The organism is Paenarthrobacter sp. DKR-5 (genome assembly GCF_018531425.1).
Classification (GTDB): Bacteria; Actinomycetota; Actinomycetes; order Actinomycetales; family Micrococcaceae; genus DKR-5.
In genome coordinates, this window is the sequence record NZ_JAHBOI010000010.1 from 21639 (window position 1) to 40377 (window position 18739).

16 protein-coding genes are annotated in these 18739 nt (G+C 68.2%); 13 read left to right on the forward strand and 3 right to left on the reverse strand.

The features are described 5' to 3' along the window. Positions 1-18: 18 nt before the first annotated feature. Positions 19-1140, reverse strand: coding sequence for a PP2C family protein-serine/threonine phosphatase (locus tag KIH31_RS18355; protein WP_214428400.1), 1122 nt, complete (start codon positions 1138-1140; stop codon positions 19-21). 147 nt (positions 1141-1287) lie between these two features. Between KIH31_RS18355 and KIH31_RS17330 the strand changes: the two genes are divergently transcribed. From KIH31_RS17330 to KIH31_RS17350, 5 genes are all read left to right on the forward strand, one after another. Further along, entirely contained in the window at positions 1288-2937 is a 1650-nt protein-coding gene (locus KIH31_RS17330; protein WP_214428401.1) for a cell wall metabolism sensor histidine kinase WalK, read from the forward strand. Between the two features lie 118 nt (positions 2938-3055). Then, entirely contained in the window at positions 3056-3832 is a 777-nt protein-coding gene (locus KIH31_RS17335) for a polysaccharide deacetylase family protein (RefSeq protein WP_214428402.1), read from the forward strand. Positions 3833-3862: 30 nt separating this feature from the next. Then, positions 3863-4507, forward strand: coding sequence for a hypothetical protein (locus tag KIH31_RS17340; protein WP_214428403.1), 645 nt, complete (start codon positions 3863-3865; stop codon positions 4505-4507). Between the two features lie 88 nt (positions 4508-4595). Next, positions 4596-7208 (forward strand): DUF2156 domain-containing protein, encoded by a 2613-nt coding sequence (locus KIH31_RS17345; protein ID WP_307857694.1) that lies wholly within the window; start codon positions 4596-4598, stop codon positions 7206-7208. Then, complete coding sequence (locus tag KIH31_RS17350) at positions 7205-8008, forward strand: SGNH/GDSL hydrolase family protein (RefSeq protein WP_214428404.1); 804 nt, start codon at positions 7205-7207, stop codon at positions 8006-8008. The genes KIH31_RS17345 and KIH31_RS17350 overlap by 4 nt, the downstream gene beginning before the upstream one ends. Before the next feature lie 7 nt (positions 8009-8015). Here the strand turns inward: KIH31_RS17350 and KIH31_RS17355 are convergent, their stop codons facing one another. Then, positions 8016-9383: an alpha/beta hydrolase-fold protein gene (locus tag KIH31_RS17355; protein ID WP_250546186.1), complete on the reverse strand. Its 1368-nt coding sequence runs from the start codon at positions 9381-9383 to the stop codon at positions 8016-8018. A gap of 612 nt (positions 9384-9995) precedes the next feature. Between KIH31_RS17355 and KIH31_RS18440 the strand changes: the two genes are divergently transcribed. The 3 genes from KIH31_RS18440 to KIH31_RS17370 all read left to right on the forward strand — a co-directional run bounded on the left by KIH31_RS18440 (position 9996) and on the right by KIH31_RS17370 (position 12088). After that, positions 9996-10448, forward strand: coding sequence for a VCBS repeat-containing protein (locus KIH31_RS18440; RefSeq protein ID WP_307857695.1), 453 nt, complete (start codon positions 9996-9998; stop codon positions 10446-10448). A 412-nt stretch (positions 10449-10860) separates the two neighbouring features. Further along, a complete protein-coding gene (locus KIH31_RS17365) occupies positions 10861-11526 on the forward strand; it encodes a DUF1345 domain-containing protein (protein WP_214428406.1) in 666 nt (221 codons plus the stop codon). Between the two features lie 43 nt (positions 11527-11569). Beyond that, positions 11570-12088, forward strand: a complete 519-nt coding sequence (locus tag KIH31_RS17370) for a hemerythrin domain-containing protein (protein WP_214428407.1) — start codon at positions 11570-11572, stop codon at positions 12086-12088. Between the two features lie 37 nt (positions 12089-12125). Here the strand turns inward: KIH31_RS17370 and KIH31_RS17375 are convergent, their stop codons facing one another. Continuing rightward, positions 12126-13271 (reverse strand): AI-2E family transporter, encoded by a 1146-nt coding sequence (locus KIH31_RS17375; protein ID WP_214428408.1) that lies wholly within the window; start codon positions 13269-13271, stop codon positions 12126-12128. Between the two features lie 173 nt (positions 13272-13444). Between KIH31_RS17375 and KIH31_RS18445 the strand changes: the two genes are divergently transcribed. The 5 genes from KIH31_RS18445 (at position 13445) to KIH31_RS17400 (ending at position 18578) form a co-directional block, all read left to right on the forward strand. Further along, complete coding sequence (locus KIH31_RS18445; protein WP_214428409.1) at positions 13445-14554, forward strand: GGDEF domain-containing protein; 1110 nt, start codon at positions 13445-13447, stop codon at positions 14552-14554. A 116-nt stretch (positions 14555-14670) separates the two neighbouring features. Continuing rightward, entirely contained in the window at positions 14671-15216 is a 546-nt protein-coding gene (locus tag KIH31_RS17385) for a hypothetical protein (RefSeq protein WP_214428410.1), read from the forward strand. A gap of 109 nt (positions 15217-15325) precedes the next feature. Beyond that, on the forward strand, positions 15326-16087 hold the full coding sequence (locus KIH31_RS17390; protein ID WP_214428411.1) for a potassium channel family protein: 762 nt from the start codon (positions 15326-15328) through the stop codon (positions 16085-16087). A gap of 196 nt (positions 16088-16283) precedes the next feature. Further along, entirely contained in the window at positions 16284-17663 is a 1380-nt protein-coding gene (locus KIH31_RS17395; RefSeq protein ID WP_214428412.1) for an APC family permease, read from the forward strand. A 30-nt stretch (positions 17664-17693) separates the two neighbouring features. Continuing rightward, positions 17694-18578: a carbon-nitrogen hydrolase family protein gene (locus KIH31_RS17400; RefSeq protein WP_214428413.1), complete on the forward strand. Its 885-nt coding sequence runs from the start codon at positions 17694-17696 to the stop codon at positions 18576-18578. The last annotated feature ends 161 nt before the right edge of the window (positions 18579-18739 follow it).

Here is an 18739-nt window from a genome sequence, read left to right on the forward strand (position 1 = left end):
CGGGTGCCCCGCAGGGTGTCAGCCCGGCAGCAGCGCGCTGACCTCCGCAGGACGGCGCAGGACGACGACGGTCACATCATCGGAGACCTCCGCCGGAGCGACAAGCCGCAGAATGGCGTCGCAGGCTTCCTCTGCCCCGGTGCTGCCGGCGACGGCGGCTCCGAGCGCTTCGACCAGCTCCTCAACGGTGTCGTATACGTCGAGGACACCGTCGCTGACGACGGCGAGCGCATCGCCGTCGTCGAGCTGCACCCCGGCCGCGGACCATTCGTGGTCCGGCCACGCGCCCACCGGCGGCCCGCTCGAGGCGAGGCGGCGGACGGCACCGCCGGCCGCGACGTGGAAGGCCAGCCCGTGCCCGGCATCCACGTAGCTCACCGCCCCGGAGACTGCATCGAGCCGGGCGTGGAACAAGGTGACAAAGGATTCCGAGTGCTCAAGATCGGCTTCGAGGGTGCGGCCCGCGGAGCGGAACGCGGATTCGACGTCGGGCCGCTTGCCGGCCGAGCGCATCACCGCCCGCACCGTGGCAGCGATCAGCGCGGCCCCCATGCCCTTGCCCATCGCGTCTGCCACCGTCAGCTGCACGCCCTCGGGGGTCGGGTACCAGTCGAAGAAATCGCCGCCGACGCTGCGGGACGGCTGCATGCGGCCGGCAATCTCATAACCGGCCAGCTGGGGAGCCTCCCGCGGCAGCAGGCTCCGCTGCACCTCGGCAGCACGCTCCAGGTCACCGTCCACGGCGGGGGCGGGCGCGGGCGCGGCGCGCGGCCGGCGGAAAAGCGCATTGATTCTCGCCTGGATCTCCCGGGGGCTGAACGGCTTGCTGACATAGTCGTCGGCCCCTGTTTCCAGCCCGATAAGCCGGTCGATTTCGTCCGCCCGCGCAGTGATCATGATGACGTAGGCGTCCGAGAAGAGCCTCAGCTGCCGGCACACGTCGACGCCGTCGTGATCCGGCAGGTTCAGGTCAAGGGTGACCAGGTCCGCACCCGAGCTTCGCACGGCCTCCAGGCCCGCTTCGCCGTTGCCGGCCTCCGCCACCTCGAATCCTTGCAGCGAGAGGATCTTGACCAGCAGGCCCCGGATGTCCGGATCGTCCTCAATGACAACGGCGCGGCGAATCGGCTTGTCAGGCATGCCACTACTTAACCCCGACGCCAAGCGGTTTGTCATCCCGGGCGCCCGCCCGCGGGGGCGCTATGGTAGGTGCCGGGGGCGCGGATGGCCCTCCGCCCGCCGCCGGCGGGACAGGAACCGGACCACACATTTGGAGCTGCCGACGCCGTGGACGCGCTGACCAGCCTTTTCCCGATCCGCACCTCACTTGCCCGCGAGCTGTCGTTGCGCGGGCGCGTCGTGCTCAGCCAGCTTCCGCTCTGCGTCACTGCGCTGCTCCTGGCAGCGGGTGCAGCACTGTTCCACGAGCATCTGCTCGGCAACCCGCACTTCATCACCGGAATCCTGCTCACCGTGGTCCTGCTGCTGGTCTGCGCGGCAGTGCCGTGGGAGAAGCTGCCCTTCCCCTCCTTCCTTCTCATTCCGGTGCTTGATTTCGTTCCCGTCGGGCTGATCCGCTTCGGCGCGGACAACGACCTGCAGGGACTGGGTCTGCTTGCCATCTTCCCGGTGATCTGGCTGGCCGCCTCGGGCCTCTACCGGCGAGCCTCCATCGCCGTCGCCACGCTGGCTACCCTGGTGATGGCTTGGGCCCCCGTCTTCGCCGCGGGCGGCGGGATCAGCGCGAAGAGCCTCTCGCGGCCGCTGCTGCTGCCGTTCATGGCCCTGGCGATCGGCGTCACGGTCAGCGCGATGACCCACCGCCTGCTGACCCAGCAGGCCATGGTCCAGTCACAGGGAGCGCGCCTGCAGGACCTGCTCCTCGCCAGCGGACGCCGGGAACGGCTGCTGGACGCCGTGGTCGAGGCGGTCGACGTCGGCGTCGTCGCGGTGGACTCGGCCGGCTCCGATGTGCTGGCCAACCGGAAGCAGCGCGAATTCGACCGCATCGCCCGGCCGGCCGGCGCCTCGTATCCACCGGACCAGGACTGGCTCGTCGTCGGCAGCGACGGGCTCACGCCGGTGCCGCCGGAGCGCCGGCCGCGCGCCAGGGCGATGCGGGGCGAGTCCTTTTCCGACTACCTCGTCTGGATCGGCCCCGAGGGCAGCCGCCGGGTCCTGTCCACCTCCGCGCGCCCGCTGACGGATTCACACGGCGGCCGCGAGGGGGCCGTCGTCACCTACAACGACGTCACCGAGCTGGTGAAGGCGCGCAACGCCAAGGATGATTTCGTGGCCAACGTGACGCATGAACTCCGGACCCCGCTCACGTCCATCCTGGGGTACGTGGAGCTGCTGTCGATGGATGAGGCCCTGGATCCTCAGGTCGGCGAGGGGCTGAAGGTGATCGCGCGCAACTCCGAACGGCTGCTGGTCCTCGTCAATGACCTGCTCACCGCCGTCGTCCCGCCGACGGGCATCCGCCCGGCGCCCGCGGACCTCGCGGAGTCGGTACGGATCAGCGCGGCCGCTGCGGAGCCGGCGGCCGAGCGCAACGGCGTCGTCCTGCGCACCCGGCTCGACGACCCGCTGCCGGGGCGCTTCGACGCCGAACGTATCGGGCAGGTGCTGGATAACCTGCTCTCCAACGCCGTCAAGTACTCCCCCGGCGGCGGCACGGTCACTGTCAGCGCCGAGCGCTCGGGACCGTTGCTTGTCTGCAGCGTCTCGGACGAGGGCATGGGGATGACCGATGATGAGGCCTCGGACGTCTTCACCCGGTTCTTCCGCGGCGCCGGCGCACGCAAGGCCGCCATTCCCGGGATCGGGCTTGGCCTTTCGATTGCCAAGGGCATTGTCGAGGACCACGGAGGACGGATCAGCTGCCGGAGCGAATCCGGCCGCGGCACGACCATGACGTTCACTCTCCCCGCTTAGCACCCCCGGCGCCGGGCCGCGAAGCCGGCCGGGGCACCCTTGACGACGGTTGGTGCTGGGTCTACCGTGTGGCCTCTAATGCGGACTTTCGCAGCACCAAGGGGCAAGGAGCCTGCGAATGAAACCTTTATGGCGGGCGGGAGCGGCGCTGGCCGCGCTGTTGCTGTCGACCCTCGCCTGCGGCATTCCTGCGGCGGATGCGCGGCCGCCGGGAGGCACCGGCGGCGGCCGGCACGGCATGGTCAGCGTCACCTTCGACGACGGCTGGGCCAGCCAGTTCCAGCACGCCCTGCCGGTGCTGGAGCGGTACGGCATTCCCGCCACGCTCTACCTGATCTCCGGCTCCATCGGCGATTCCCCGTCCTACATGACGGCGTCCCAGGTGAAGGCCTTCGCTGCGCGCGGCGACGAGATTGCCGCGCACACCGTCACCCACCCGCACCTGACGCAGCTCAGCGCGGCACGGCTGGACGCGGAGCTGCGGCAGGGCCAGGCGGATCTGCGGCGCCTGTTCGGTGCGTCCGCCGCCGTGGATTTCGCCTCCCCCTACGGGGAGTACAACGACGCGACCCTCAAAGCCATCCGGAAGTACTATGCCACCCAGCGGTCCACCGACACCGGGTACAACACCGCCGCCGGCTACAACCCCTCCAACCTGCTCGTGCAGAACATCGACGCCCACACGAGCGCGGCCACGGTCCGGGGCTGGGCGGCCCGGGCCGAGTCCAGCAAGTCATGGCTGATCCTCGTCTACCACGAGATCGGCGCCTCCCTCGGCGGCGACATCTACCACAGCGATACCGCCGTGTTCGAGGCGCAGATGCGCGAGATCGACAGCAGCCCGCTCGAGGCGGTCACCGTGCGCGAGGGTGCGGCAGCCCTCGCCGGGCAGTAGTCCCGCGTGTCCGGCCGCTCCCGGCAGTCGGTGGGTTCAACAGCCGTCGTGCTGCTGCTCGCCGCCCTCACCGCCTGCAGCGGGTCGCCGCCGCCTGAGCCCCCGACCCCCAGCCGTCCTTCGCCTACCGTCTCGACGGCGGACGGGATTGTGGTAACCACCGTGTACACCACCGCATACACCTGGTTCGACAACACGCCGCCCGGCTCCAGCTCCATCTCCTACCCTGTCCTGCACCGGACCGCGGGAGGCACCGGCACCTACGGCGACCCTGTCACCGTGGCGGTGGGCCACTCGAAAGCCAGCGGCAAGGACGTGCCGGACTTCAGCCCCGGCACCCGGATCTACCTGCCCGACGTCCGCCGTTACTTCATGGTCGAGGACAGCTGCGGTGACGGTCCGAAGCCCGAGGACGGCCCGTGCCACCAGGGCCGGAATGCCGACGGTTCCGGTTCCACGATCTGGCTCGACGTGTGGATCGGCGGCGAGGGCGGCACTGCCCGCGAGGCCCGCCGGTGCGCGAGCCGGGTCACCGGGCCCAAAGGCACAATGCACACGGCGGTCTTCAACCCGGCCCGGGACTTCGCAGTGGCGCCGGGCAAAGGAGTCTTCCACGACGGCACCTGCGACGTCGGGTACGGCAACGAGCTCGTCAAAGGCGCGGGCGCGGGCTAGGCCCCGGCTTGGAACAATCATCAGGTGGCATCTGTAAAATCGGCCCCATGATCCACCGGAACCCTGCGTCCGTGGCCGGGCCGCGCCTGTGACCACAGAGGCCTCCCCCGGCACGCGCCAGCCTGCCGGCCTGGTCAAGCGCCTGCTCCGCGGGCGCTGGCGGGCGACGCTGCGCGCCCCCCTGACGTGGTCCTTCCTTGCGGCTTACTGGGCGCTGGGCATCTTCTCCTCGGGTGTGCTGACCGGTGGCCGCGCAGTGTTCGGCCCGCGCAACATCGAGTCCCTCTATGCTGTGTCCGCGGGCACCTGGCTTAGCCACTGGTGGTCGCTGGTCGCCTCCGCCTTCTGGTCCGCGACACCCGGCGCTTACGCTGCCACCTCAGCCATGGTGCTGATTATCGGCCTGCCGCTGGAGCGCCGCCTGGGCACCCTGCGGTTCGGGGCTGCCGCGGCCTCCACGCAGGTGCTGGGCATCATCGGCGCCATTGCATTTTCCTGGTCCTTCCGCGGTCTGATGGGCAGCTGGTCCGAGACCCTGCTCACGCACGCCTACCTTGGGCCGAGCGCCTTCCTGTTCGGCGCGGGAATGGTGGCAACTGCCTCCATGGGCACGCTGTGGAGACGGCGCCTGCGGCTCTTCGCCATGGCACTGCTGGTCCTGCTGGCGCTCTACAGCGGTTCCTTTCCGGATGTGGTGCGGATAGGGGCGGCCTCAGCCGGCCTCGTGCTCGGACCACTGTTCTTCGACCGCCGTCCGCGCCCCGCCTTGCCGGTCAGCTCCCGGCGCGAGGCGCGCGTCCTGGTCGCGATTGTGCTCGCTGCCTCGGCGGTGGGACCGGTCCTGGCCGGGCTGTTGCCGCACGCGGTCGGACCGCTGTCGGTGCTGCGGTTCCTGTTCACCAACATCCAGCCGGTGGACCCGCAGACACTCCAAGCGGTGTGTTCTGACCCGGCGCAGGCCAGGGACTGCTCCGCGGCGCACCTGCAGTTGCGCGCCGGCGCGGGGGGCATCTTCATGTCGATCCTGCCATCCTTCCTCCTGCTGCTCGCCGCTGACGGACTCCGGCGGGGACGCCGCTTCGCCTGGCGGCTGGCCCTGGTACTGCAGGGTGTCGTCGCAGTGCTCGCCGGGACCTTCATCGTGCGTTTCCTGCTGCCGCGCGGCCCAGGGGCGGCCTCCGCCGAGATCATGGGCGGTCTTGACCTGACCCGGTTCCACCACCCAATGAGCCTGGTGCTTCCTCTGCTGCTACCGCTCGTGCTTTTCGGCGCGCTGCTCGGGACGCGCCGGCTGTTCACCGTTCCGGCGCCGAGCGGTACGTACCGAAAGCTTGGACTCGTGCTCGTCGTCTCCGGCGCCGCGCTGGCGGTGGCCTATGTGGCAGGCGGCCTGCTGCTTTCGGACGGCTTCACACCCGCGCCGGGCCTGGCTCAGCTGGTCGCGGACGTGCCCGACCGCTTCCTGCCGCTGGGCTACACGGTGGACATCCCTCCCGCCTTCTTTCCGGAGAGCACACCCGCTGTGCTGCTCTACGAAGGCATCGGCGTCGTTTTCTGGGCCGTCGCCGGCTGGTTGCTGCTGCTCTCGTTCCGCCGTCCGGCTCAGACCGGCCACACCCTTGACAAGGACCGGGCCCGCGGGCTGCTGGTCAAAGACGACGGCAGCGACCTGTCCTACATGACAACGTGGGAAGGCAACAGCTACTGGTTCTCCGATTCCGGCAACGCATTCATCGCCTACCGGGTGCTTTCCGGTATCGCCCTCACCCTGGGAGGGCCCGTGGGCCCGAAGGAGGAGCAGCTGGAGCAGATCGAAGAGTTCGCCCATTTCTGCACCGTGAACGGCTGGACCCCCTGCTTCTACTCAGTGACCTCCGACGTCGATGCGGCCGCCCGCTCGCTGGGATGGGGCTCCGTGGAGGTCGCCCAGGAAACCGTCCTCGACCTCGGTACCATCGCCTTCGCCGGCAAAAGCTTCCAGGACATCCGAACGGCCTTGAACAAGGCGGCAAAGGAAGGGATCCGGGCCGAATGGATCACCTATCCCGGGGCGCCACTGGCCATTGTGGACCAGATCCACGCCATTTCCGAGGAATGGGTGGCTGACAAGGAGATGCCCGAGATGGGGTTCACTCTCGGGGGCATCGATGAAATCAACGATCCCAACGTCAGGTGCCTGCTGGCTATCGACGCGCAGCGCACCGTGCACGCCGTCGCCTCCTGGCTTCCCGTCTACCGCGGCGGCGAGATCCGGGGCTGGACGCTGGACTATATGCGTCGCCGCAGCTCCGGTTTCCGCTCCAGCATGGAATTCCTCATTGCTTCCGCCGCCCTGTCGCTGAAGGATGAAGGCTACGACTTCATCAGCCTTTCAGGTGCTCCGCTGGCGCGGGTGCGCCCTACGTCGGCCCTCGCCGTCCCCAGCCAGGCTTCCGGCGCGCTGGACCGGGTATTGGACTGGCTTGGCTCCACGTTGGAACCGGTTTACGGGTTCCGGTCCCTGCTGGCGTTCAAGGCAAAATTCCAGCCGCGCTACCAGCCGTTGTACATGGTCTATCCGGATGCGGCGGCCCTGCCGAGCATCGGCAATGCGATCACCCGCGCCTACCTGCCGAAGGTCTCCCTGCGGCAGCGGCTGGCGTTGGCGAGGAAAATCGTGCAGCGCCCGCGCCGGCGTCCCAGGAAGGCACCTCAGCCATGACAAAGCACCTCACCGGTGTCCGGATCACGCGCGGGATGATGGTCCGGACCGCGCCGGTCCTTGCCCTGCTGCTCTCCGCCGCTGGCTGCGCTGTCCCGGCGGCGCCGGCCGCCGTGCCGCCCGCCTCGGGCAGCCCTGCGCCCTCCGCACAGCCCACCCGGGCCGTCGGCGCCCCGCACCCGGCCCGGGCGACGTCGTCGGCACCACCCGCGTCCCTGAGCGCCGTTGGCGACCAGGTTGTCGTGATCGGGGATTCGCTCAGCACGGGCTACGGCACCAGCGCCGACGATGCGTGGCCAACGCTGCTGGAGAACGATTCGAAACTCGGCAACCACCCCGTTGATATCGTCAACGCGTCGGTGAACGGCAGCGGCTACGTCACCGCCGGGGACGGCGGCGCCACCTTCATGTCCGAAGTTGATGAGGCCGTCGGCCCGGCGGCGAAGGTCGTGCTGATTTTCGGCTCCGAGAACGACATGGGCGCGGACGCGGACCAGCTCAGGAAGGCGGCCGCGGACACCCTCGCCGCCGCACGGGCGAAAGCACCGGACGCGAAAATCATCGTCGTCGGACCCCCGTCCTACACGAATGATCCCGAGCCGGCCCGGCTGACAGTCCGCGACCAGGACCGCGCGGCCGCCCAGGAGGCAGGGGACGCGTATGTGGACCCGATCGACGAGCACTGGATCATGGGCCAGGCCGACACCCTGATCGGCCCCGACGGGGACCACCCGAGCGAGGACGGACAACGCTACCTGCAGCAGAAGATGGAAGCACTGCTGGAGGCCGCGCTCTCCTAGGGAGAGGTCAGGATCCCGCTGCGTCGGAGGTCGGGGCTGGATTCGCCGGTGCCCGCCCGGAGCCGGGCAGCACGCCGAGACGGGTCATCAGCCAGTCCATGTTGTTCTCGACCCCGTACTTCCAGGCCGGCCACGCATGGCCTCCGGGGGCTTCCTGAAGCGTCACGTCGATGCCGGCCTGCTTCATCGCTTGGAAGACCTGCAGGCCCTGCGGACGGTAGAACGAGTCTGCCTGCCCCACCGTGACGATTCCTGCGGAGCCGGGATACCGGCGCTTTTTGAGCACATCCATGGCGTTCTGCCGGGCAAAGGCGGCCTGGCTGCCCCCGAAATACTGGCGTAGCAGCACCTCGTGGCCTTGGGAAATCGTCGGTTCGTTCTCACCCGAGCTGTCGATGAACGTTGGATATACGTCCGGGTAGTTGGTGGCCAGCTGCATCGCGCAGGTGCCGCCGTAGGAGAAGCCTCCGATGGCCCACTGCCGCGCTGACAGCGTGCCCGCCCCGAAGGTCTCCTTGACCCAGTTCGGCACGTCCTTGGTCAGGTAGGTGGCAGACTGGCCCTGCTTGCTGTTGACGCACACCGGCGGGTACTTCGCCCAGCGTCCGCTCGCGTCCGGCATGACCACGACCGGCGCCAGGCCGTTGTGGGCCTGCGCGTACCCGTTCATGAATTGGGCAATCATTCCGCCGCGCAGCCAATCCAGCGTCCCGCCGGGGACGCCGTGGATCAGCACCAGGACCGGCAGGTTCGCGCGGGGTGAGCCAAGGTAGGCCGGTGGCAGGTATACGTAGGCCGAGGATGAGATCTGGTGAGAAATCGGCGCAGGGATCGCAACCTGCAGCACCTGCCCTTCGGCAGGCATGTTTGCCGGCGGCTTCCAGTCCGCCATGGTGGTGGCAGTGGGCTGCATCGCGGTATTTCGATCGTGTGCCCTGAACTGCTGAAGTGACTCGATCTTCACACCGGTGTCGCCGAAGATGGAACCGAACGTCGGGTAATACTCGAATTCCTGGTTGATGAGCGACGCCGAGGCGAGCACCAGCACGGCTGCGACAGGGATGGTGGCGATTTTCGCGGTCAGGCGCCGCAGCTGCAGCATCTTGGGAACGATCAGCAGCACCGCGAGGAAGCCGAGGGCCGCGAACAGGTAGATGCGCTTGGGCAGTGGCGATCCCCAAAGGTTCCACACCCGCTCCGACAGGAACCAGACGACACCGGCCAAGAGAAGCGCAATTCCTACCGCGGCCGGCACCCAGTGCGTGAGGTGGCGGCGGTTGCCGAAAGCCAACCAGACCAGGGCTGTCAGCCCCAGCAGCCCGACCACCCACGGCACAGGTCCGGTTGCGATCGGGAGCATATTCAGTCCCGTCATGAGCGCCACAGTAGGGATTCTTGCTGGGAAAAGCTTGGGAGCCGGATGTGTGCCAGCCGTGCCGGCCTCCCGCCACCCGGCCCTTGGGCCCTACCGCCGAGGTCCCGGAGGGTGTGGACTCGGGTCAGGAAAGTGGGCACGAAAAGGGGCGGTGCAGATGAGAGGGCACTCGCTGCGGCGGATCATCCTGGCGGCGGTGGCCGCCGCAGTCCTGGTCGCTGGCTTGGTCCCGCTGGGCGCTTCCGGCGCCCACGCGGCAACGCTCTATGGCCACGATATTTCCTGGCCCCAGTGCCCGACGTCGTCGGGCGGCTACGGGCTACCGTTGCCTCCCGCGTCCACGGGGTTCGTTGTCGTAGGGCTGACCAAGGGCCTGCCGTTCACCGAGAATCCGTGCCTGGCCAGCCAGGTGGCCTGGGTGAAGGCAAACGCCAAGCCGGCGCAGGCTTACACCATGGCCGCGTTCCCGACTTCCGCGCAACTCGCCGCTTACCGCAACCAGGGCCCTTGGTCGGCCGGCACCCGGGCCGGACAGCTCTCGAATGTGGGCTACGCCGAAGCCCGCTTCGCCGCAGCCAGCCTGGCCCGGGCCGGGTTCGCGCCCCCGGTGGTGTGGGTAGACGTCGAGCCCCGGCCTGCGCAGCCCTGGCCGGCGAGACCACCACGGGCTACCTCTGGCTCTACCCCGGCAACGGCAACGGCGGCTGGCTCCCCCGCGTGCGCGTCGGCAACGGCTGGAACATCTTCAACAGCATCGTCGGCCCCGGAGACTTCAACGGGGATGGACACCCCGATGTCCTCGCCCGCGAGACCGCCACAGGCTACCTCTGGCTCTACCCCGGCAACGGCAACGGCGGCTGGCTCCCCCGCGTCCGCGTCGGCAACGGCTGGAACATTTTTCCGGCCCTCATGAGCCCCGGCGACCTCACCGGCGACCGGAGCCCCGACGTCGTCGCGCGCGACGGAAACGGCTTTCTGTGGCTGTATCCGGGAAACGGCGCCGGCGGCTGGCTGCCCCGCAGGCAGATCGGGAATGGCTGGAACGCAATCGACGCCATCTTCTAGGCCTTATAAGGCGTGCTTGCGGCGTGCCGGACAGGCCTATAGGATTGCGGATCAGTCAAGCAGTTGGCGCCGGGATCTTCACGTACCCGCGCACGCCCTGCATTTCTCCGACGCGCGGCCCTGCGGGCGGATGCTGAATCCGATGCCACCTTGCCTGCGTCCCGCGGAACGGACCATGGCCCCCGCATCGAGCTTCCCGGCGCGGCTGCCGCGCACTCCGCGCCGCACCTTTGGGGGGCGGCACGGCGACGGCGCGGCGGGAGGCCTGCCCGGTGTCAACCGAGCCGGCCTCCTGCCCCGCTTTCACACCGCGCCTTCACACCTCGCCTTCGTACAGCGCCGTGCGGGACGGTGCGGTCCCCGCCGTGGTGCTTCCCAGACAATTTCCAGCGAAATCTGCCACGGTTCGCCCATGAACACTTCGACGCGCCACGGAGGCTCCTTCAACGGGCCCGCACACCGGTCCCGGGTTCGCCTGTTGCTCATGATCCTGGTTGGTGCGGCGACCGGGCTGCTGGTGGGGGCCCTGAAGAACTGGGCCTACGCCCCGGCCATGGGCTGGGCGGCCGCGTCGTTGACCTACCTTGTGTGGGTGTGGGCAGTGATCGGCCGGATGAACGCCCAGACCACGGCGGCACACGCCCGCCGGGAGGACCCGGGACGCCGGTCAGCGGATGTGCTGGTCCTGGCGGCCACGGTGGCCAGTTTCGCCGGTGTCGCCTTGATCCTGCTCGACGCCTCCGGCGCCCAAGGAGCCGGCAAAGCTGCCATCATTGCCATCGCCCTCGGCAGCGTCGCCCTGTCCTGGTTCCTGGTGCATTCCTTGTTCACCCTGCGCTACGCGTCCATCTACTACCGTGACAAGGAGGGCATCGATTTCAACGAGGAGGGACTTCCGCGTTACATGGATTTCGCCTATCTCGCCTTCACCGTCGGCATGACCTTCCAGGTCTCGGACACGGATCTGAAGACTGATGCCATCCGGACGACGGTGCTGCGGCAGGCGTTGCTCTCCTACCTGCTGGGCGCGATCGTGGTGGCCACTACGATCAATCTTGTGGCAGGACTCGTGCATTAGCGCGGCTGAAGTTTCCGGAAGCACACCCTAAGGAGCGGATCCAGTGGATATCACCGAAGTAATCCTCACCGACCATCATGAGCAGCGGCGCATGTTCTCAATCCTCGAGCAAATTGACCGCAACGACACGGCCCGGCTGGCCCCGGTGTGGGAGCGGCTCCGGGTGCTGCTGGAGGTCCATGCCAAGGCCGAGGAACTGCTGTTCTACCCGCAGCTGCTCGAACTCGGAAAGGGCGAGGGCGGCAAGGATTCCCCGGAGGAGGAGACCACCGACGCCATCCATGACCACAACGAGATCCGCGATGCGATCCGGGACGTCGATGCGCACCCGGTCGGCAGCGACGCCTGGTGGGACGCCGTCGCCAAAGCCAACGAGGCCAACGGGGACCACATGGCCGAGGAGGAACGGGAAGGCCTGGCGGATTTCCGGCGGCACGCGAGCCTTGAGCTGCGCCACGCCATGGGCCTGGACTTCGCGGTGTTCGAAGCGGCGCACGCCGGGGGCATTCCGCTGGAGAACGAGGATCCCGACGAGTACGTGCAGGAGCATGAGGGGCACTGACGCCGCTTCCGGAGACGCCGGACAACGGCGCCTCCGGTCAGGCGCCGGTTTCCCCGGCGCCTGACTCGCCGTCAAGGGGCGCCGGACCGGGGCTGTCTGGCCCGGTGAGGGTCTTGAACACCGTCCAGCCGACGGCGGTGACCGGAACCGCCAGCAGTGCCCCCGCAATACCGGCGAGCATCGTCCCGGCCGCCAGCGACAGCAGGATGGCCAGGCCGTGAATGCTCAGCACCTTCCCCATCAGCACCGGCTGCAGGAAATGGTGCTCGAGCTGGTTCGCCCCGATAACGACGGCGAGCACGATCAGCGCCGGGACCGGCCCGTTGGAGACCAGGGCCACAGCCACGGCCAGCGTGCCAGCGGCGGTGGCGCCCACGATCGGGATGAAACCGCCGATGAAGATGAAGACCCCCAGCGGCAGCGCGAGCGGCACCTGCATGATGGCCAGGGCTATGCCGACGACCAGCCCGTCGACCGCGGCCACCAGGGCGGTGCCGCGAACGTAGCCACCGAGGACGACGGTGCTGCGCTCGGCCGCGATCGAGGCCTTGGTCCGGTGCGCGGCGGGCAGGAACCCGATCAGGAAGGCCCGGATCTTCTCGCCGTCCTTGAGGAAGAAGAACAGGATGACCACCATCAGCACGATGCCGGCCAGGATCTCCCCCGCCGTCCGGACGCCCGTCAAGGCCTCGCTGCCGAAGGCGGAGCTGGTGAAGAAGTTCTGGATGGACTGCCGGGTGCTTTCAATCTGGGCATCGCTCACCGGTACGGGGCCGTTATTCAGGAAGCCGTGCAGGTCATCGACCCCCGCGAGCGCCCGATCCGACAGTTCCTTCCACTGGTGCCGGATCAGCAGTACCACCCCGGTCACCACCCCGCCGAACACCGCCAGAATCAGTAAGAATGAGGCGAGGACGGCGAGCGCCCGCGGCCAGCCGCCCGTGGTCAACCAGCGAACCAGCGGGGAGATCGCCGAGGCCAGGATGAGGGCGACAACCAGCGGAATAAGCACGAGGGGGACCCTGGTGAGCATCCAGAGCGCCAGCCACACCACGGCGGCCACCGCCAGCAGCTGAAGCGAACGAATGCCGGCACGGCCGAGCCCGTCGGCCCAGAGGGCAGCCACGGCGGAGGACGGCGGGACCGCGGGGGCGGATGGGGACGGGTCGGCATTCCGGGGCATCAGTGGTTCTCCTTGCGGGACGGATGGTCGTGTCACATCCGGTGCCCTTATATGCTGGGCGCGGTATTGAAAGGCGGCGGCCAGGTCAGGCCCCCGTTTCACCGCCGACGACGACGGGCGCAACCGGAAGAAGGACCTTGGACTCGACCACGATCTCAGTCGCGTTCTCTTTCGTGGTTTTCACCTTACTGGTCCTGTTCTATGTGGAGGTATACCGACCGACCAGGGCCTCGTACAGCGCCTGGTGGTGCTTGGCGCTCGGATCGTTCCTTGCTGGGTCGGTCGCCTATTTCATCGGCTCCGGGACCAGCCAGTGGTGGGCGAACCCGACCGGCAACGGCTGCCTTGTGTTCGGCACGACGGCGGTCTGGACGGCCACGCGGACCTTGTCCGGCAAGCCGGGACGCCCGTTCGTGCTGATCGGGCCGGCGGTCCTGGCGGTCGCTGCATCATTCGGCGCGCATCCGGAAACCGACGTGTGGGCCGGCGGAACGGTATACCTGCTGCTGATGGGCCTGCTGCTCGGAGTCTCGGCGATCGAACTGGGACGGTACCGCTCCACGGGGGCGCGGGTGCCGCGCTGGATGATCGTCGCGGCCGTCGTTTGCGCGGCCTTCTACGTGTTCCGGGCGGCCGCACTGGTTCTCGCCGGCGAACGGAGCTTCCTCTTCTCAACGGTGGGCGGCACGGTTTGCACCACGCTGCTCATGATGGCACTGCTGGTGGGAGTGTCCTTCACCATGAGTTCATTGAGCAGGCAGCAGGTGGCCGATGTCCTGAGGCATCTGGCGGCGCACGACGACCTCACCGGGCTGCTCACCCGCACGGAATTCAGTCGCCGGGTGCAGGCCCTCCTGCACCGTTATGGCACCGACGGGGGATCAGGGACTCTGATCATGGCCGACCTCGACCGGTTCAAGGCAATCAATGACGAGTACGGCCACGATGCCGGTGATGCAGTCATCCGCGCTTTCGCCAAGGCGTGCCGGGAATGTGTCCGGCACACGGATTTGATCTGCCGCTACGGCGGGGAGGAGTTCGTGATCTTCCTCCCCGGCGCCGATGCGGAAGGCGCGTCGTACGTTGCCGAGCTGGTCAATGCCTGCCTGGCCCGCCAGGCCCTGCCCGTTTCCGGCATGCCGGCCCCTACCGCCAGTTTCGGCGTGGCCACCACCGGCGCCGACGCGCCGCCCCTCCGCGAACTGCTCGTTGCCGCGGACCGGGCCCTGTACCGCGCGAAGGAGGCGGGACGGAGCACCGTCGTCGTCGCCGACAACGCCTGAGGCTCCGCCTCATGCCGCAGCCGGACGCCGGACGGCGTTTGTCTTGATCGGCTATCATGACGCTCGGCTGCCCGCTTTGCGGGCAGCGGTCTCACACCCCCTGAAAGGAAACAATCATGGCAGGCATCTTCTCCTGGATCGGTGCGCTGGGCACCGCTGGAAAAGCAACTGTTGTAGCGGCTGTTGTAGCGACGGCCGGCGCCGGCGCCGCAGTGGCAGCCACCAACGCCACCCCGTCGGACACGACCGTCACGTCATCCCCGACCGACACCGCCACCGCGGATCCCACTGACTCGGCAACCCCGACCGCCACCGCGACGGACGAGCCGACCGAAACCTCTTCGCCGGACCCCTCGGGGACCTCCGAACCTACGGAAACTTCCGAACCGACTGAGACGGCTTCGCCCGAACCGACCGAAAGCTCCGAACCGACGGAAACTGCATCGCCGGAACCGACGGAATCGACCAAGCCCATCACGGTTCCCTCCGATGCGGCGTCCGCGCATGAGAATGCTGCGGCACACCGGGCTGCAGGGCTGGCCATCGCGGCTGAGCACCGTAACGCCCACGCCGCGACGCCGGCTCAGCCCGGCTACGGCACCGCGAAGGCCGTTCCGGCGGTTCCGGCCCGGCAGGCAGCCGCCGGCAAGCACGGCAGGTAAAGACTTACTGCTTCGAGGGCCCCGGACCGGCGATCGGTCCGGGGCCCCTTGCATGCCGCCAGGGCTCCTACGGTGCCGCGGGGCGTGCGGCGCGCCTAGCATGGCTGCCATGACGCAAGAATCATGGCGCAAGCGCTCGGAGATTCCGCTCACGGCCGCTGCCCTCGTCTTCCTGGCCGCCTATTCCGTCCAGGTGATCTCCAACTCCGAATCCGTCATGGTCGAGATCCTCATCTGGGTGACGTGGGCGGCCTTTGTCGTGGACTACGCGGTCAACCTCGCCCTCGCCCCGCGACGGGGCCGGTGGTTCATTCGCAACCTGCACGAACTCGCCATCGTGATGCTGCCCGCGCTGCGCCCGTTGCGTTTGCTGCGCCTGATCACGCTGCTGCAGGTCCTCCACCGGGTCGGCGGCAACGCCCTGCGCGGCCGCCTGCTGGCGTACGTGCTGGGAGCGGCGGCGTTGCTCACTTACGCGGGAGCCCTCGCTGTCCTGGACGCCGAGGAAAACACGCCCGGTTCGAACCTCACATCTTTCGGCGACGCGTTGTGGTGGGCGATGACGACGATCACCACCGTTGGGTACAGGGACCACTATCCCATCACCGTCCTGGGCCGCTTTGTCGCTGTCGGGCTGATGGTCGGCGGCATCGCCGTCCTCGGCGTCGTCACGGCCGCGGTCGCTTCCTGGCTGGTCGAGACGGTCGCCGAGGAAACCGCCGCCGAGGTCGACGAGGCCGAGGCCCCGCTGCAGCGTGAAGTTGCACGACTGACCGCGCAGGTCGCACGCTTAACGGCGATGCTGGAGAACCGTCGCGAGCCCGCAGCAGGGTCCGACGGCGGAACAGAAGATGCAGGTGGGGCTACATAAGGTGCATGCCAGTCACCAAATAAAATGAATGCCCATCACTTTTCTGTTCGAATTGTGCAAAGGCCCATGCCGCCCGGTGTGGACTCTTCGTAACGTGGCTCACAGCATGTTTCCGGGTCCCGGGAATGTCACCTTTCGGAAGGACCCGCTCGACGGTGAGCAGGCATCCGAATCCACGCAATAGAAGGACTCTTCAATGATCGGACAACCCTCCGTCGCGTCTGCCACCCGCTCGCAGGCTGACGACGCCACCCTGAACCGCACGCTGGGCCTCGGCTCGGTCGTGCTCTTCGGTGTCGCCTACATGGCTCCCCTCATCGTGCTCGGCACCTTCGGCATTATCGCCGTGGCCAGCGGGGGCGCCGTCCCCGCGGCCTACCTGCTGGCCTTGGTGGCCATGCTGTTCACGGCGCAGAGCTACGGCCGAATGGCCAAGGCCTTCCCGGTCTCCGGCTCCGCCTACACCTACGTGCGCCGCACCATCGACTCGCGTGCCGGTTTCCTGGTCGGCTGGGCATCGATGCTCGACTACTTCTTCCTGCCCATGGTCATCTGGCTGATCGGCGCCTCCTTCCTGCAGGCGCAGTTCCCCTCCGTTCCCATCTGGGTGTGGATCCTCGGATTCATCGTCGCAACCACCGTCCTGAACGTGCTGGGCATCGTCGTCGCCGAGCGCGCCACCTTGCTGCTGATGGCCTTCCAGGTCCTCGTCATCGTCATCTTCGTGGCGCTGTCCATCGGCTCCATCCTCTCCCGGCAGGGCGGAGGCGGGCTCTTCTCCGTCACCCCGTTTGCCAACCCGGCCACCAACCTCAGCCTCATTTCCGCCGGAGCGGCCATCGCCGCCTACTCCTTCCTGGGCTTCGATGCCGTCACCACTCTGGCGGAGGAGACGAAGAACCCCAGCCGCACCCTGCCGAAGGCGATCATGCTGGTCGCCCTCATCGGCGGCGCGGTCTTCGTGGTCATCAGCTACGTCACGCAGCTGGTGCACCCGGGCAGCACCTTCAACGATCCGGACTCGGCCGCCTTTGAAATCGCGGGCCAGATCGGCGGCAGCCTCTTCAGCGCCGTCTTCCTGGCGGGGCTGGTCGTGACCCAGTTCGCCTCCGGCATCGCCGCGCAGTCCAGCGCCGCACGCCTCCTCTACGCCATGGGCCGCGACGGCGTGCTGCCGCGGCGGTTCTTCGGCTTCGTCCACGAAAAGTACCGCACTCCCGCGCTGAACATCCTGCTCACCGCCGCCGTCGGCCTGATCGCCTTGTTCCTGGACGTGAGCACGTCGACATCGTTCATCAACTTCGGCGCCTTCATCGCCTTCACCATGGTGAACGTCTCAACCATTGCTCACTTCCTGCGCCAGCGCAGGGCAGGCGAACGCCTTCCCCTGCTGGGCTACGTCGTGCTGCCGGCCCTCGGCGCCCTCGTCTGCGGGTACCTGCTGGTCAGCCTCGACAGCAACGCTGTCATGCTCGGCGTGGCCTGGCTGGTGCTTGGCGTCCTCTACCTGGCCTTCCTGACCCGCGGCTTCCGCAAGGCTCCGCCGGAGATGCACCTCGATGAAGCGCACGCCTAAGGGCCGGCTGGCTCCGCGGAAGGGCGCGCTGTGAAGGGCGCCCTTCCGGTAGCGGCCATGCAGTCCGCACCCAGGCTCATGGGCGAACCCCTGGACGGGTTTGCCACCGAGGTGGCGGAGCTGCTCGACGACCACCCCGAGACCCGGCTGGTCGTCTACCCCGAGCTGCACCTGTTCGGGGACGAGCTGCCCGCCAGGGAACGGACGGCGGCGCTGCACGATGCGGCACAGCCCATCGACGGGCCGCTCGTGCAGGAACTGAAGCAGCTTGCCGGGGATCTTGGTGTCTGGCTGGTTCCCGGGAGCATTTGCGAGCGCTCGGAGTCCGGCGAGCTGTTCAACACCGCGCTCGCCCTCTCCCCCGCAGGGGAGCTGGTGGCGAGCTACCGGAAGATTTTCCCGTGGCGCCCGTTCGAGCCGTACGTGCCCGGGGACCGCTTCGTCACCTTCGACATCGAGGGCGCCGGACGCTTCGGCCTTTCGATCTGCTACGACGCCTGGTTCCCGGAGCACAGCCGGCAGCTGGCCTGGATGGGCGCCGACGTCATCCTCAACCTCGTCAAGACGACCACCGTCGACCGACGGCAGGAGCTCGTGCTGGCCAGGGCCAACGCCATCGTGAACCAGACGTTCGTGCTCAGCGTCAACTGTGCCGGGCCGGTCGGTCAGGGCAAAAGCCTGCTCGTCGATCCGGAGGGCACAGTCAGGGTCGAGGCGACGAGCGAGAACGCTGCGGTCCTAACGGACGTGCTCGACCTCGGGCACGTCGAGCGGGTGCGCCGTTTCGGGACGGCGGCCCTGAACCGGATGTGGTCGCAGTTCCGCGAGGATGACAGACCGCTGGAGCTGCCCATGTACGGAGGCAGGCTCGATCCGGCCAGCTGGGATCCGAGCAGCCGCCGCTCGGACTCCTGAACCTGCGGCGGAAATGACGCGGTCTCCCGTCTGTGACACGCTTTCCGGCGCGTCATGAACGGGAGACCGCGTCATTTCCGCATCCGGCCCGAAACAGTCCGCGCGTGAGCGTAACTTTCCGGCCCTCCCCGGCGATTACCCAGTTGCACCGGCCTCTCGGG

What these genes read in the sequence shown, in the direction of transcription:
- KIH31_RS17375 (WP_214428408.1), bottom strand. Translation starts at nt 13,271, where the DNA reads ATGCCCCGGAATGCCGACCCGTCCCCATCCGCCCCCGCGGTCCCGCCG.
- KIH31_RS17350 (WP_214428404.1), top strand. Translation starts at nt 7,205, where the DNA reads ATGACAAAGCACCTCACCGGTGTCCGGATCACGCGCGGGATGATGGTC.
- KIH31_RS17385 (WP_214428410.1), top strand. Translation starts at nt 14,671, where the DNA reads ATGGCAGGCATCTTCTCCTGGATCGGTGCGCTGGGCACCGCTGGAAAA.
- KIH31_RS17395 (WP_214428412.1), top strand. Translation starts at nt 16,284, where the DNA reads ATGATCGGACAACCCTCCGTCGCGTCTGCCACCCGCTCGCAGGCTGAC.
- KIH31_RS18355 (WP_214428400.1), bottom strand. Translation starts at nt 1,140, where the DNA reads ATGCCTGACAAGCCGATTCGCCGCGCCGTTGTCATTGAGGACGATCCG.
- KIH31_RS17365 (WP_214428406.1), top strand. Translation starts at nt 10,861, where the DNA reads ATGAACACTTCGACGCGCCACGGAGGCTCCTTCAACGGGCCCGCACAC.
- KIH31_RS17355 (WP_250546186.1), bottom strand. Translation starts at nt 9,383, where the DNA reads ATGACGGGACTGAATATGCTCCCGATCGCAACCGGACCTGTGCCGTGG.
- KIH31_RS17335 (WP_214428402.1), top strand. Translation starts at nt 3,056, where the DNA reads ATGAAACCTTTATGGCGGGCGGGAGCGGCGCTGGCCGCGCTGTTGCTG.
- KIH31_RS17390 (WP_214428411.1), top strand. Translation starts at nt 15,326, where the DNA reads ATGACGCAAGAATCATGGCGCAAGCGCTCGGAGATTCCGCTCACGGCC.